Here is a 15,021-nt window from a genome sequence, read left to right as displayed (position 1 = left end):
TTCGGAATGCTTTTTGTAAATGCTGGGAAAATGCATCTCATCCATCCAAAGCAATCATTAAATTTGCCCGTGCGATTATTTTTTTCACTAATAGCGGTCTTATTTTACCTGATATCATCTGCTCAAATAGTTGATGATTCTACCAAACTGGTTTATGGCCCTAAAACGACAAAGTACACCACTGAGGAGAGCATTTTAAACAACCTGGAAGCCTATCAAAATGTAGATACTTCGATCTATCACTTCGAAAGGCAATCTTTTTATGATAGATCAGGGAGGCGATTTCAGGATTTGGGAAGCTTTGGTACCGCCATGACCTCCATTTTTTATACCCCTCAAAAGCTGTTCGGGCGCACTTCTGGCTTCAATGCCTACAGCCGGTATGCCTTTCAGCCTTCCGAGGTAAAGTATTTTGATACCAAATCACCTTATATCGATCTGTTTGTCTACTTGGGTGGGGGTAATAGAAACATTGTGGATCTTGGCTTTTCCAGAAATGTGAATGAAAATTGGAATATTGGCTTTGACCTGAGAAAGATCACCACTACCAAGCAGCTCGCTCCGGAAAGCCAGATAGACCGACAGGTGGTGGGATCCTCTTTTGTTGCTTATACTCACTATAAAAATGCCAAGGTGCCTTATCAGGTTTTGGCCAACTATTCAAGCATGAACCATAAGGTGTTTGAACTAGGTGGTGCCCGGCCCACACAGGACTCCCTACGGACTGATTACTTCCTCTTTGATAATGCACTGGTACGCCTGGAAGGTGCTCAGGGAATTGTAAAAACCTCTCAATGGCATCTCTATCATGATCTGCAGATTGCAGATCAGTTTCAGCTCTACCATACATTCGACTACCGGAAAGAAACCAACTCTTACATGGACTTCTCCGGAGGCACGGGCGCTGGTGACTATGACCTTTATTCGGATTTTTATAATGATTTCCTAATCGATCCGGATACAACCAATGAACAATCTGTATTCTCCTCCTTGACCAACGAAGTGGGTCTTAAAGGAGACCTGTCTTCTGTTTTTTATCGCTTTTATGCCCGATTAAGAGCTGTAGACTGGAGGTACAGGTTTTATGATCCCAACGAGAAGACAGTGGAAAAATATCTTGGCGGATACGTTCGGTTCAATTGGAAGGAAAAGTTTGCCGTATCAGGAAATGCAGAGTATTTGGTGGGTGGTGAATATCAGTTTGGGGGAAAACTATCGAGTGATCTCCTGAAAGTGGGCTACCATTCTATGAGATTCAATGTTCCTTTTATTTATTCAGATTATTTTGGAAACCACCACGAATGGCACAATAGCTTTAGCCAGGTATTCTCGAATAAGATTGACGGCCAGCTAAACCTCGATTTCAATTCCTTTGAGGTCCGGCCAAAAGTCAGTCTTACGGCGTACAATAATTTCATCTACTTCGATCAGGATATCCGCCCAAGACAGTCCAGCGATGGGGTATTGATTTCTTCTGTTGGTGGGGACTTTAATCTGAGGCTCAGGAACTCAAAAGGAGAGGGGTGGCACCTGGAAAATGAGCTGCTGGTAACCAATGTTTCCGGTGGTGCAGCATCATTTGTCAGGATACCGGACGTCTATTTTAATGCCCGATATTTTTGGCGTGGATTGTGGTTTACAGATAAAGTGCCCGTGGAGTTTGGTGTGGATGCGCATGGAAGATCAGCCTACTTTGCGAACGCATACGCTCCTGAAATCCAGCAGTTCTATTTGCAGGAAGATCAGGAAATATTTGGATATGTGGCCACCGACCTGTTTGTAAATATGCAAATAGATAAGTTCTTCTTCGCTTTGAAATGGACACACTTCAACCAGCCCCAGGACGATGGCTATTTCTCCACACCATATTATCCCGGCCAGCGAAAAGTGATTGATTTGGTAGTACGATGGATGTTTTTTGATTGATGAAAACAAATAAAACCACACTTGGACTTGAGCTCCCGACAGATCCACGTTGGGTAAACATTGCCGAAAAAAATATTGAGGACATTCTGGTAGATCATGCGTATTGCGAGCAGAAGGCAGCTTCATCATGCATTTCTCTGATTATCATGTTTCCAGAGCGAGAGAAACTTGTAGATGTCTTAACTCCAGTAGTCGCTGAAGAGTGGGCACATTTTGAACTTGTCATAGAACATTTAAAAAAGCGAGGATTTCAGCTTGGTAGGGCTAGGAAAGACGAGTACGTATCCCAGCTGAATGGGGTCATGAAAAAAGGTGGAACAAGGGATGAGCAGTTGGTGGAGCGCTTGCTGATGAATGCTTTGATAGAGGCCAGAAGCTGTGAGCGGTTCAAGCTTCTTTCCAAAAACATTGAAGATGAGGAGCTTCAGCGATTCTATTATGATCTCATGGTATCAGAGGCAGGCCATTATCATAACTTCATTGAACTCGCAAAAGAGTACATGCCTGCAGAGAAGGTTGAAAAACGCTGGAGATTTTTCTTAGCCGAAGAAGCTAAGATTATGAAGGAGTTAATCCCAAGGGCTGATCGAATGCATTAATCCCTGTTAAGTTTCCAAACTCAACAGAATTTTAAGTCTTCTGCTTCTTTTTCTTAGCCGCCGGAAACAAGATATTGTTCAAGATCAATCGATATCCTGGAGAGTTAGGATGCAAATTCAAATCGGTAGGGGGTTCGTTTACAAAGTGCTGATAATCCTCTGGATCATGTCCACCATAAAATGTCCAGAATCCTCTACCTAAGACCCCATGAATGTACTTCACCTCGCTGATGCTTGGAGTTTGTCCCATCACTATTACATCCCCCTTCACTAATTGCTTTTTGAAACCTGTCGTTTGTCCCATAAATCCATGAATGATTTGCTGGTGATTTTGGGTGAGCATGGTAGGGATGGGATCCCATTTAGCTGAAAACTCAAAAAGTGTGAAGTAATCGTTGTTTTCAACTAACCCTCGCTCATTGGCTTGATTGTCTATGTTTGAATACTCATAGCGCATAGGATCACGCTCAATCGTAAAGTTTTCAAAAGCCATCGTTTTGGAGAAGTCCAGCTGGGATTGAGCTCTGGGGTCTGCTGGGTCACCATCATATATGCTCTCTACAATGTCAAGGCCTTCGGCAGCTAATGCAATGTCATATGTGTCAGTGGCAGAGCACATGGCAAACAGAAAGCCTCCGCTGGCCACATAGGATTTGATCTTTTGGACTGTTGCGAGTTTGAGTTGGGAAACTTTACTGAACCCATGCTTTCGCGCGGATTCTTCATATTCTCGCTGTTGCTGCTGATACCAGGGGAAGTGATGATAGGCCCTGTAAAACTTGCCGTATTGACCTGTGAAATCCTCATGGTGAAGATGGAGCCAGTCATATTTGGGTAGTTCGTCACCCATAATCTCATCATCAAAAATCACGTCATAGGGAATTTCTGCATAGGTAAGAACAAGCGTTACGGCATCATCCCATGGCTGTTTGCTTTTTGGGGTATAAACTGCGATTTTGGGGTACTTTTCAAGTTTCATCACATCCATATTGGAGGATGGACTGGCAATTGTATTCAAAATATCATTGGCCTCCGCATCGGAGATAACCTGATATGAAACCCCCCGGATTACGCACTCATTTTCAAATGCCTGCAGATGCTTTATCATGAAACTGCCACCACGATAGTTGAGCATCCAGTCTACTTCAACTTCCTTTGTAAGTATCCAATATGCAATACCATATGCCTTCAGGTGATTGGTTTGAGTCTCATCCATTGGGATGAGGATATATGCCGCCTGGCTGGCTATACAGACATTTAAGAAAATTAGTAACAATATTCCCCTCATATGCATCACTTTTGTCTATACAACGTTAATCAAAACCGTGTGTTTTACTAAAATCAGCCGATGAACATTCGCGAAAACATCAAAGAAGGGATCAAGTCCATCAAAGCCAATAAGCTTCGAACTTTTCTCACCGCAGCAATCATTTCCATCGGTATCACATCCCTTGTAGGAATCCTCACAGCGATTGATGGCATTCAGAATTCAATCAACAGTAGTTTCTCCAGCCTGGGTGCCAATACATTTGACATTGAAGACCGCAGACCCAGTCGTGGTTCGTCAGGGGGTAAAAAGGAAAAGGTCTATCCAAAAGTTACCTATCACGAGCTTTTGATGTTTAAAGAAAAATATGAGGGACCCGGGGTTGTTTCGATTTATACTGTAATCACAGGACAAGCTGAAGTGAAGTATGGATCGAAAGTGACTAATCCCAATCAGATTGTGCGAGGCGGAGATGAAAATTATCTTACGGTTGATGGGTATGATGTTGAAGATGGCCGTCCATTTTCAGCAAATGAAAGCCTGAATGGAAGCTATGTGGCGTTAGTTGGTAGTGATGTAATTGATGAATTGTTTGAGAATGAAAACCCAATCGGGAAAAAGATAAGCCTGATGGGGTCTAAGTTCAGAATCGTAGGAACGATTGCCGAGCAGGGGGGCGCAAGTGGTACTTCAAACATCGACAGAACAATTATTATCCCTATGCAGACAGCCAGAATCATAGCACCGGAGCGAAATTTTGGTTACGAGATTGCGGTGGCTGTTCCCGATCCTACTCAAATGGATAATGCAATGGGTATTGCTCGAGGGTTGATGAGAGCTATAAGAAGAGATCGCCCTGGAGAGGAAGATTCCTTTGACCTGTCTGCAAGCAAATCTTTGGCAGAGCGAATGGGGGAGATTACCGGATACCTAAGAGTAGGAGGTTTTACGATTGGATTTGTGACGCTTATTGGAGCTTCCATCGGTCTCATGAATATTATGCTGGTGTCCGTAACGGAGCGAACCAGAGAGATTGGTGTACGAAAGGCGTTAGGGGCAACACCACTTAAAATTCGTCAGCAGTTCTTAATCGAAGCTATCGTGATCTGTCAGATGGGAGGTATTGGAGGAATCATCCTCGGGATGACCATTGGGAACCTTACATCCTCACTCATATTCAACTCTGGATTTGTTGTGCCGTGGCTTTGGATGATTATTGCAGTAATCATCGGCATAGTAGTAGGATTGATCTCTGGCTACATTCCGGCCTACAAAGCCTCGAAACTTGATCCTATAGACTCACTAAGGTTTGAATAATTTTCAATGAGTCTTTGTGTTTTTAATCGGGGAAGGTCATACTTGCCGGATGAACAGGACGTTATTCATCCTTCTCCTTTTGCTGGTTTCATTAGCATCATTTGGTCAGCATATATATCCTTTGCTTGAATCCGAGCTGGTTATTGATAGTCTCCACGGTATAGCCATTGAAGATCCATACAGGTTTCTTGAAGAGGAAGACCCTCGAGCTGAGGCCTGGCTAGACGAACAGCAAAAGTTCTTCAACCGGTATGATCGCACACTGGTACGCAAGCAGGATTTTCAACAGCAGGTTTCTTTACTGTCACGGATTAGGTACTCCAAGTTTGGTGATTGGGAAATGACAGCCGATGAGGAAAGAGCTTATGAATTCCGTATTAGAAACAATGGATATGATCGAGCTCCTGACTTATACATGAAAAGAAAGGATCAGGATGATTATGTGAAAGTACTGAAGTCAAAGGATTTCAGGAACAGCAATGAAGATCATGTGATTTTCAAATCCATCCGTGTAGATGAGAGAGATAAGTATGCCTCCATCGGGATATCGCATTCAGGTAGCGATTGGACGGAAATTTTTATTCTTGATCTGGAGACACGAATGCTGCTGGATGATACAATTTCGAATACACTGGGAGGTGGTAATGTGATCTGGAAGGGTGATGGATTTTTTTACAAGCATTTTAAAGGCTCAGAAGATAAGATTGGCCTTCGCACATTCCCGAGTTTGAAGTATCATCACCTGAACTCATCGCAAAATGATGATACAATGGTCTTTCAAAATCCAGACACTACCGGCCAACGTTCATTTTACTATTCGATGATTGATGAAGATCAGCTATTTATTGATTATCAGCTACCAAAAGGAGCGAGTTGGCTTTCAGTCAAAGCAGTTGCTAATATTTCAGATGGTCCGGAAAACTTCTTTCTCAATATTTTTTTTTATGTGGCAGCTGAGGTTGATTACACGCTCGTACCCCAAATTATCATTGGAGATTCTATTTTAATTAAAGCCAACATCCAGTCACCCAATAACAAGGTCGTGATCATGCGGAAAAACGAGGTGAACAAGTTGTCTCCTTTTATTCCGGAATACGATATGCTCCTGACTGATATCCACCGACTAGGGAAGGATCATGTTGCCTGCTTTTATCGGAAGGATTCCAGATATGTGGTTATCGTTTTTGATTTAAAAGGAGCAGTGGTTAAGAAATTTGAGTTTCCTCAGGGGGCCAACGTTAGTGGCTTTGCAGCAGATGTCAATGCTCAAGAAGCCTATTACTATGTAGAATCATTTACCCACCCGGGTATTGCTTACAAACTAGATCTGGATACCTGGGTATCATCCAGGTTGGTTGAAATGGAAATTCCGTACGACTATGACCAATTTGAAGTAAAATATGTCAAGTATTCCTCGCATGATGGGGTAGAAATCCCGATGTATATCATCAAAAGCCGGGATGTGAAGAAGAACGGAAAGGCACCAACGCTTATTTACGGGTACGGTGGATACGGTCGCACACAAGAACCCAGATTCAGTCCGGATTTTATTTTATGGCTTATGAATGGTGGTGTTTTAGCCATCCCAAATGTCAGAGGTGGGGGTGTAGAAGGCTCAGACTGGGCCAAAGCAGGACAAGGAATTAATAAAGTAAACACGATAGCTGATTTTATCTACGCAGGTGAATATCTAATAAGAGATGGTTATACGAATTCCGAAAAAATGGCCATCAGGGGTGGCTCTCACGGAGGTTTTGCAGTGGGGGCTGTGATAGCAAAAAGGCCAGAGCTGTTCAAAGCAGCGGTTGCCTCTGCCGGAGCATTTGATATGGTGCGGTTCCATAAGTTTTCTACCGGATTTACAGAGCTAAATCTCAGGGAGTTTGGAAATCCGGACGATGAAAAGGAGTTTCCTTATCTATTTGAACTATCCCCATACCATAACATTCGTCAGGGAGAAAAGTATCCCAACCTGCTCCTGATGACAGGTGATAGTGATGATCGTGTACCAACTTTCCATTCATATAAATTCCTTGCACGACTGCAATCCGTCGCTGACCCAGCCAACCTGTATATGATCAAGGTAACAGAAGGTGCTGGTCACAGTATGGGGTCAACCTATGCAGACCGAATGGATAACATGGTAGTGATGTATCTCTTTTTGATGGATCAACTGGGGATGAATCTGCGAATGTGGTAGTTTATATTTTATTGACTTCCATCAGGAACCTATCCAGAAGCCCATGGGTCACATGATCCATCACTACAATCTTGTACCAGTTTGGATTTCCGTCATGGGTATCAGGAACGAGCAGGTATTGATTGGCAATACGTGAATCAATCTGATTGGCTTTGATAGTTACAATGTTCATAAAAGGGTTTCGATAGTAAGAAATCCCCTTTTCATCCAACTGCTCGCACAGTCTTTCCGTCTTTTCCAGCAGCTTTCTGATTTTCATTTTCCAGCCTTCGGAACCATACGTTCGCATGATCATCCAAACTGCAATAGCGTTGGCACCAGAACGGCTTCCAATGAGCGTATAATCCTTTCCCTTCACATAATTTGCTTCTTCCGTCAAGGCATACTCCATGAATCCTTTCTTGGTCAGGTATATCCCTGTACCGTAAGGAGACTGCAGCATTTTATGACCATCCAGTGTAAAAGAGTTGATCTTCGGGTGATTGAAAGTCAGCCTTGAATCCGGGTCAGCGAATGGGTAAATAAAGCCGCCAAAAGCACCATCTACATGGATCATGTAGTTGAGATCCAAATTATTCATCCATTTAGTTACCAGGTCAATATCATCTACCGACCCAAACATGGTAGTTCCCATATTTATTACTGTGATGAAGTACTTAATGCCCGATTCCTTAGCTTTACTAAGTACAGCACCTGACTCCTCGGATAATACTCTGGTTTCTTCATTTACTGGTAGGATAATCTTCTTCAAACTCAACAGGCTGGCAGCCTTTGGCATGGAATAGTGTGCATCCTGAGTGAATACTAAAGCAATTTCCTCAGCTCTTGCTTTGAACTCCTTTTCAAAATATCGTTTTAGTATCCAGATGGCCTGGATGTTGGCCTCCGTGCCACCTGAAGCAACATACCCATCATAAGCCTCATCCTTTCCACTAAATATCTCTTTTGCACAAAGCTGTATCAACTCCGCTTCTATTTTTTGCGTCCCTTCAAAAGCGGATTCAGATTCATTGAGTGTATGGCAGCCGATGTGATTAGGGTTGGCAATCATAGCAGAGAGAAATGGCGCATCCTTAAGGAAAGGAGCATCCTGATAGAATACCTCGGTATCCAGATAGGACGCTGGTAACCCGAGTACAGGTTTGTGTCTGTAATCCAGGTTTTGCTCCAGTGCAGAAAAGACTGTTTTTTTTATCCTTTTGTTACTGTATGGCTCCCAATACATGATTTTATCTTATTTATCACAAATTTAGTTGTTTAAACAACTAAATAAAACAAAGGCTCTCTGAGTGCTATTTAGACTGAGTATCAATAGAAGTAGAAGTTTAACCTATTCAACGCACTTACGTACATTGCAATTAGAATGAAATTCATGGGCAAAATAGGAATGTTCTTAGCTGTCAGTCTGCTGATGGCTCATACCTTAATGCCCCATAAGCACCATTCTAATGTTAACGATGAAGATCATTTCATTGAGCATGCGCAAGCGGAATCCTTGCTTGATTATATCAGGCTAGCATTTCATGTCAGTCCGGGAGAAAATCACCTGGAGGAGTTTCAAACAGCACAGGGTGTTTCCCTTTATTTTCCGGTAGCCGAAATTCTTGACTTTCAGCTTTCTAATGAAATATTGGAAATTGAAGCGCCTAAGGTTATTTTCTTCGACGCTGTTATTGAACAGCAATTCTCCCCTGATCAATCCAATTTCAGAGGTCCTCCACAATTGATTTAATTCCTCTCGAGGGGCGTCCCTCATCAATCAATTGTTTTTCTAAAATCTACATTTATGTTAGAACGTCTTGTTCGATTCAGTTTGGATAACAAGCTGATCATCATACTATTTACAGTCAGTGTGTTTGCATTTGGTGTATACTCTCTTACCAAAATCCCGATTGGAGCTGTCCCTGACGTCACTAATAATCAGGTGCAGGTGATCACCACTTCAAGGAATCTCTCCACTCAGGACATTGAGCAATTCATTACATACCCGATAGAGTTGGAGATGGCCAATCTACCCGGAGTGAAGGAAATACGCTCAATCTCCAAGTTTGGCCTGTCAGTAGTCACCATCGTATTTGAAGACAATATGGGGACATACCTTCCCCGACAGCTTATCGCTGAAAAGATCAAAAGCGCTTCGGAGAAAATTCCTGCCGGATTTGGTTCGCCGGAAATGGGGCCTATTACTACCGGACTCGGAGAGATTTATCAATATGTGCTGGAAGTAGACCCTGCCTACGGTGACAAATACTCAGCTATGGAACTCAGAACAATCCAGGATTGGATTGTGAGGAGACAGCTATCCGGAATTCCCGGAGTAGTGGAGGTAAATACGTGGGGTGGCTTCCTTAAGCGCTATGAAGTGGCTATCAACCCTGAGTTACTAAACTCTATGAATATCTCTCCTTTGAAGATCCTTGAAGTTTTAGAGAAAAACAACAGTGTAGCGGGAGGAGGCTATGTCGAGCGTTCCAATCAGAGCTATTTTATTCGGGCTGAAGGGTTGACAGGTACGCTTGAGGATATTGAAAATATTGTGGTGGAAGTACGCAATGGTACTCCCATCTATATCAAAGATGTGGCGAGCGTAGGTTTTGGCCATGCCACCCGATTTGGAGCTGTGACGGGAAATGGAGAAGGGGAGAAAGTGCTTGGCCAGGTGATGATGCTGAAGGATGCCAATTCCAAAGCAGTGATTGAGGCGGTGAAGGAGCGGGTTGCTGAAATTCAACCTACACTTCCTCCAGGCATATCTATCAATCCATTCCTGGAGCGCAGTGAGCTCATTGGAAAAACCACCTTTACCATTACGGAGAACCTTGTGTTAGGATGCCTCATCGTGGTTTTTGTGGTGGTGTTATTACTCGGAAACCTTCGTTCCGGGCTGGTTGTAGCCTCCATCATTCCACTCTGTTTGCTCTTTGCAATCTCGCTCATGTACATCTTCGGAATTGACGCTAACCTGATGAGTTTAGGTGCCATTGATTTCGGGATCATCATTGATGGAGCGGTGATCATCGTTGAATTCATTGCCTTCAAGATCGCTTCCAGCAAATCTGAATTGATCGGATTGAATAAAGCCGAGAAGAAAAAGAAAGTGGATGACATCACGTACGAGAGTACATCAAGAATGATGCGTTCAGCGGTCTTTGGTCAACTCATCATCATCATTGTGTTTATTCCGATTTTATCGCTCACCAACGTAGAAGGTAAGATGTTCATTCCCATGGCGCTTACTTTCTGTTTTGCGCTGATAGGGGCTATGATCTTTGGGTTTACTTATGTTCCGGTCGTTTCTAGCATGTTCATTAAGCCAGAGCAAAAGGAAAGTAAGATTTCAAAGAAACTCATTTCATTTATTGAGCAACTTTATCTGCCTACGTTAAAATGGGCTTTGGATCACCGAAAGTCTGTACTGGTCGCAGCTACTTTTTTGTTGGGAGGTGCTGCTTTTATTTTCAGTCGTATGGGAGGGGAGTTCGTCCCTACTTTGGATGAGGGCGATTTTGTGATTCAGCCGATCCTGAAAACGGGAACTTCGCTTTCTAAGACAGTAGAGACCACTACTGAAATTGAAAACATCGTTCGAAAATTCCCGGAAGTAAAGCAGGTGGTGACACGCATAGGAGCAGCTGAAGTCCCTACTGATCCCATGTCGATGGAAGAAACGGATGTGATAATTACACTCAAAAACAAAAGTGAATGGGTGTCGGCCACTAGTAAGGATGAATTAGCGGATAAGGTGAAAGATGCACTGATTGCTGAGCTTCCTGGAGTTGATTTTGAGTTTACTCAACCCATCGAAATGCGATTTAATGAGTTGATTACAGGGGTACGCTCAGATCTGGCTATAAAGATATTCGGTGAAAACCTGGATTTACTGTATGAGAAAGCACTGGAAGTGGAGAGTCTGATTTCGAATGTGGAAGGTGCAGCTGATATCACTGTGGAAAAAGTGGTCGGACTTCCACAACTCCGTGTCAAGTATGACCGATCTAAAATTGCCAGATACGGACTGAATATCGCCGATATCAATCAACTGATTTCGCTTGGATTTGCCGGTGAAGTAGCCGGCAGTGTTTTCGAGGGAGAGCGACGCTTTGATCTCTCGGTTCGCTTTGATACCGATCACCGCAACGGAATTGAGAATCTGGAAGAAATATATGTGCCTCTGCCTACCGGAGGAAAGGTTCCACTGACTTCCCTCGCGGATGTTTCTTACACCCATGGTCCCGCTAAAATTTCACGAGATGATACACGCAGGAGAATTGTTGTGAGTATCAACGTCAGGAATCGGGATTTGGAGTCTGTGGTGAATGATGTAAGTCAATTGATTGATCAGCACATTGATCTTCCACCCGGATATTATGTGACTTATGGCGGCCAGTTTGAGAACCTCAGAAGTGCCAAACGAAGACTCGCCGTAGCTGTCCCTGTTTCACTCATTCTCATATTTATCCTTCTGCATTTTGCTTTCAAATCCATTCGTGACTCCCTGATGATTTACAGCGCTATACCTCTATCGGCAGTTGGAGGTATTCTGATGCTCTGGGTTAGGGGGATGCCATTTAGTATATCTGCCGGGGTTGGATTTATCGCATTATTCGGAATAGCGGTGTTAAACGGAATTGTGCTTATTGAGCATTTTAAGGAGCTCAAGGAGGAAGGTATTGCAGATATCAAAGAGCGGGTAATAAAAGGAGCTAAGCAACGACTCAGACCAGTGCTATTGACTGCCTCTGCTGCCGCACTTGGGTTCTTGCCTATGGCTGTATCCACTTCGGCAGGTGCGGAAGTGCAGCGTCCGCTGGCTACTGTGGTTGTAGGTGGACTTATCACGGCAACCCTACTGACGCTGATTGTCCTTCCTGTGCTCTATTCACTTTTTGATGAGCGATCCATTGGATTAAGGAAGTCCAGAAAAGTGATTGCCCTGCTTGCGGTCCTTTTATTTCCGGGGATGCTATCAGCGCAGGAGAACCCCATTTCACTTTCTGAAGCTATTGCCATAGCGGAAGAGAATAATGCAGCTTTTCAGTCGTCAGCATTGGAGGTAAAACAGGCTCAGGAGCTGGTTGGATCTGCCTTTTCATTTGATAAGGCTACCATTTACTACAATGAAGATCAGAACAACCTGACGCCAAACAACTTACCACTCAATCTGTGGGGTGTGCAGCAGACGTTTGATTTTCCAACGGTTTATGGAAAACAAAAACAGGTTTTAAGCAGCAAAGCCAGAATGGTGGCATATCAACATGAACAAAACAGGATGTCACTTTCCCTGAATGTATCTACTGCTTACTATCAGGTAGTGTACGCGTCCAATCTGGTCAACTGGTACTCATACCTTGACAGCATTTATTCCAAATTCAATGTGGCTGCCAGTAGAAGGTTTGAACTTGGAGAATCTGACTACCTGGAGCAATTGACAGCTCAGAGCCTTTCGGTTGAAACAAAAAGAAAACTCGAAGAATCGGATCGCGAACTGGAGATGGCATACACCAACTTGAATCGATGGCTGCAGATGGACGGAAAAGTTTCTTTGTCAGTGGACTCGCTGAAACCTATTGCAATCATGGAAGATTCAGCCGACCATCCGGGTGTTTTGCGAGTTCAGGAGTCAATGGAGATGATGCAATCCAATTTGCAATTGAGCAAACAACAGCTATTGCCGGGAATTCAGTTGGAGTATTTTCAGGGGAATGACGGATCGCAGAATGCTCAAACCTATCGGGGGTTTCAGGTAGGCTTGAGTATTCCTATTCTTTTCTCCGGTGAGAAATCCCGCATTAAGTTTTCTCAAATCGCCATGGATCAGTCCAGGCTGGATGCGGTGGATTATCAGGTTCAGCTTGAGGCAAAGCGACAAAGTTTGCTGGCTGAGCTGAAAAAATTTGAAGCGAGTCTTACTTCATACGAAGAATCTGGCGAGCAGCTGAGTAACCAAATGATGAAAGCAGCGGATCGCTCCTTTAAAAGTGGTGAAATCGATTTTCTTCAGTATACACAGCTACTGGATCGGGCTACTCGAATCCAAATCGATTATCTCACTGCATTGTGGAACTACAATCAGGTAGCGCTACAGATCAATTACTTAACCCTTTAATTTCCTTGTCATGAAATATAAAATGCTAGTACTTATCAGCCTGATTGTCACAGTATCGTGCAGTCAGAAATCAGGCGAGACTTCTGAGACACTTTCTACGGATTCAGATCAGATTATTCTTTCACCCGAGCAGCAATCCAAGCTGGGAATTCAGTTTGATGTGTTGAAGAAAGTTTCTATACCACAAGTAATCTCTGTGAGAGGGATTATAGATGTCCCACCTATGCAGCGGGCCTCTATCAATGTGTTTCATGGTGGCTATGTTCAGAAGATGAATCTGCTGCCTGGACAATCTGTGAAGAAAGGAACGGTGCTGTTTACTCTGCAGAATCCGAAATTTATTACCATGCAACAGGAATATCTGGAGGCCAAGGAGCAATTGGGTTATCTGAAAGCTGACTATGAACGTCAAAAGCAACTTGCCGATGAGGATATTTCTTCGGAAAAGAAGTTCAGGAAAGCTGAGTCTGACTTTAAGGTTGTAGAAGCAAGGATAGAGGGGCTAAAAGAGCAGTTGCAATTGATCAATGTAAACATGGCCTCACTGGGAGAAGGAAGGATCGTAAGTGAGGTTCCAGTGTACGCTCCAATTGCAGGATTTGTAACAGATCTGAGTATCAATAAAGGCGCATACATTTCTCCCCAAGATGTGGCAATGAAGTTGATCAATTCAGAACATATGCACCTGGAACTCAAAGTCTTTGAGAAGGATGTTGCGAAGCTTCGAGAAGGACAGAAGATCATCTTTAGGGTAAGCGAGTCGAAGGAGGAGTATGAGGGAAAAGTGCATCTGATTGAAAAATCCATCAATCAGCAAGACCGGACGGTGCAGGTGCATGGTCACCTGCCAGATGGAGAGGGAAGTTTTGTGGTGGGCATGTACGTAGAAGCGCATATTGAGACAGGCGAAATAGAAGTATACGGTCTACCTGCGAATGCAATCATAGACATGGATGGAAAGTACTTTGTAGCCGTGAAGTCTGGTGAGGATCAAAACGGTATACACTTCGATCAGGTAGAGGTAGAAGTGGGGAAACGTTCTGGAGAACTAGTGGAGATTTTGAACTCTGAAGTTTTGGAAGGAAAAGAGGTGGTGGTCAAAGGAGCGTATGAAGTGGTGCAATAAAAAAGCCCCGAAAGGGGCAGTGTTTTTATTTCAAATAGACTTTTTCTTTCTTGTTAAACTTGTTTCGATAGGTAAGTCGGAAACCGTCTCTTCCCCATTTCTGAATTTTATACACGAAAGGAATTCTACGCCTTTCTTCTGTAAATGAGTCATAAGTTAGAATCAGCTTTGAGCCATCGAGAGACCATTCGCCACCAAGTTTCGCATAATTGTTTCTGTCGTGATAAAACTTTCGGTCAATACGGATGGTGAAGGTTTCGCCAATTTCGAAATAAGGACGCTTACATTTCACGTCCATGACAGACCATTTTTGTTTGGACTGAAGCAGCTCCTCCATCTTAGAGAGCTTCTGAGCTTGCACAGATGCCCCAAGGGAAAGAATAAACAGGATTAAGTATAGTTTTCTCATTGTCATTGAGTTTTTTAGCAGAGTGTTTTCAAATACTGTGCCTCAATTTTAAAACCTATTTTTTTCTCGTC

The 15,021-nt window shown here is 43.3% G+C and carries 10 protein-coding genes; 7 read left to right on the top strand and 3 right to left on the bottom strand.

What is annotated here, in order from left to right:
• Positions 1–69: 69 nt before the first annotated feature.
• Both RLN88_RS12080 and RLN88_RS12075 read left to right on the top strand, forming a co-directional pair.
• Positions 70–1,926, top strand: a complete 1,857-nt coding sequence (locus RLN88_RS12080; RefSeq protein ID WP_350221666.1) for a putative porin — start codon at positions 70–72, stop codon at positions 1,924–1,926.
• Positions 1,926–2,525 carry a MiaE family protein gene (locus RLN88_RS12075; protein WP_350221665.1) on the top strand — a complete coding sequence of 200 codons (600 nt, stop codon included), beginning with the start codon at positions 1,926–1,928 and terminating at the stop codon, positions 2,523–2,525. Before RLN88_RS12080 ends, RLN88_RS12075 begins: the two co-directional genes overlap by 1 nt.
• A 31-nt stretch (positions 2,526–2,556) precedes the next feature.
• Here the strand turns inward: RLN88_RS12075 and RLN88_RS12070 are convergent, their stop codons facing one another.
• The gene (locus RLN88_RS12070; RefSeq protein ID WP_350221664.1) at positions 2,557–3,813 is read right to left on the bottom strand and encodes an asparagine synthetase B; all 1,257 of its coding nucleotides are present in this window, start codon (positions 3,811–3,813) and stop codon (positions 2,557–2,559) included.
• 60 nt (positions 3,814–3,873) lie between these two features.
• Between RLN88_RS12070 and RLN88_RS12065 the strand changes: the two genes are divergently transcribed.
• Together RLN88_RS12065 and RLN88_RS12060 are read left to right on the top strand one after the other, a co-directional pair.
• Complete coding sequence (locus tag RLN88_RS12065; RefSeq protein ID WP_350221663.1) at positions 3,874–5,109, top strand: ABC transporter permease; 1,236 nt, start codon at positions 3,874–3,876, stop codon at positions 5,107–5,109.
• 49 nt (positions 5,110–5,158) lie between these two features.
• Positions 5,159–7,309, top strand: a complete 2,151-nt coding sequence (locus tag RLN88_RS12060) for a prolyl oligopeptidase family serine peptidase (protein ID WP_350221662.1) — start codon at positions 5,159–5,161, stop codon at positions 7,307–7,309.
• Position 7,310: 1 nt separating this feature from the next.
• On the opposite strand, the gene RLN88_RS12055 is transcribed toward RLN88_RS12060, so the two are convergent.
• Positions 7,311–8,534 (bottom strand): pyridoxal-dependent decarboxylase, encoded by a 1,224-nt coding sequence (locus tag RLN88_RS12055; RefSeq protein ID WP_350221661.1) that lies wholly within the window; start codon positions 8,532–8,534, stop codon positions 7,311–7,313.
• A 147-nt stretch (positions 8,535–8,681) separates the two neighbouring features.
• Here RLN88_RS12055 and RLN88_RS12050 point away from each other — a divergent pair, with 147 nt between their 5' ends.
• The 3 genes from RLN88_RS12050 to RLN88_RS12040 are packed head-to-tail and all read left to right on the top strand — an operon-like array spanning position 8,682 to position 14,541.
• Entirely contained in the window at positions 8,682–9,041 is a 360-nt protein-coding gene (locus tag RLN88_RS12050) for a hypothetical protein (RefSeq protein ID WP_350221660.1), read from the top strand.
• Between the two features lie 54 nt (positions 9,042–9,095).
• Complete coding sequence (locus tag RLN88_RS12045; protein ID WP_350221659.1) at positions 9,096–13,415, top strand: CusA/CzcA family heavy metal efflux RND transporter; 4,320 nt, start codon at positions 9,096–9,098, stop codon at positions 13,413–13,415.
• A 10-nt stretch (positions 13,416–13,425) separates the two neighbouring features.
• Positions 13,426–14,541, top strand: coding sequence for an efflux RND transporter periplasmic adaptor subunit (locus tag RLN88_RS12040; RefSeq protein ID WP_350221658.1), 1,116 nt, complete (start codon positions 13,426–13,428; stop codon positions 14,539–14,541).
• 25 nt (positions 14,542–14,566) lie between these two features.
• Here the strand turns inward: RLN88_RS12040 and RLN88_RS12035 are convergent, their stop codons facing one another.
• Positions 14,567–14,950, bottom strand: a complete 384-nt coding sequence (locus tag RLN88_RS12035) for a hypothetical protein (RefSeq protein ID WP_350221657.1) — start codon at positions 14,948–14,950, stop codon at positions 14,567–14,569.
• Positions 14,951–15,021 lie beyond the last annotated feature (71 nt).

Origin of the sequence: Ekhidna sp., from assembly GCF_040223195.1 — a bacterium.
Classification (GTDB): Bacteria; Bacteroidota; Bacteroidia; order Cytophagales; family Cyclobacteriaceae; genus Ekhidna.
Note: the sequence above shows the minus strand (reverse complement) of the source record. Positions and strands in the feature narration are given on the sequence as shown.

Coding starts and splice junctions, on each gene's coding strand:
- RLN88_RS12075 (WP_350221665.1), top strand. CDS start 1,926: ATGAAAACAAATAAAACCACACTTGGACTTGAGCTCCCGACAGATCCA.
- RLN88_RS12070 (WP_350221664.1), bottom strand. CDS start 3,813: ATGAGGGGAATATTGTTACTAATTTTCTTAAATGTCTGTATAGCCAGC.
- RLN88_RS12065 (WP_350221663.1), top strand. CDS start 3,874: ATGAACATTCGCGAAAACATCAAAGAAGGGATCAAGTCCATCAAAGCC.
- RLN88_RS12060 (WP_350221662.1), top strand. CDS start 5,159: ATGAACAGGACGTTATTCATCCTTCTCCTTTTGCTGGTTTCATTAGCA.
- RLN88_RS12055 (WP_350221661.1), bottom strand. CDS start 8,534: ATGTATTGGGAGCCATACAGTAACAAAAGGATAAAAAAAACAGTCTTT.
- RLN88_RS12050 (WP_350221660.1), top strand. CDS start 8,682: ATGGGCAAAATAGGAATGTTCTTAGCTGTCAGTCTGCTGATGGCTCAT.
- RLN88_RS12045 (WP_350221659.1), top strand. CDS start 9,096: ATGTTAGAACGTCTTGTTCGATTCAGTTTGGATAACAAGCTGATCATC.
- RLN88_RS12040 (WP_350221658.1), top strand. CDS start 13,426: ATGAAATATAAAATGCTAGTACTTATCAGCCTGATTGTCACAGTATCG.
- RLN88_RS12035 (WP_350221657.1), bottom strand. CDS start 14,950: ATGAGAAAACTATACTTAATCCTGTTTATTCTTTCCCTTGGGGCATCT.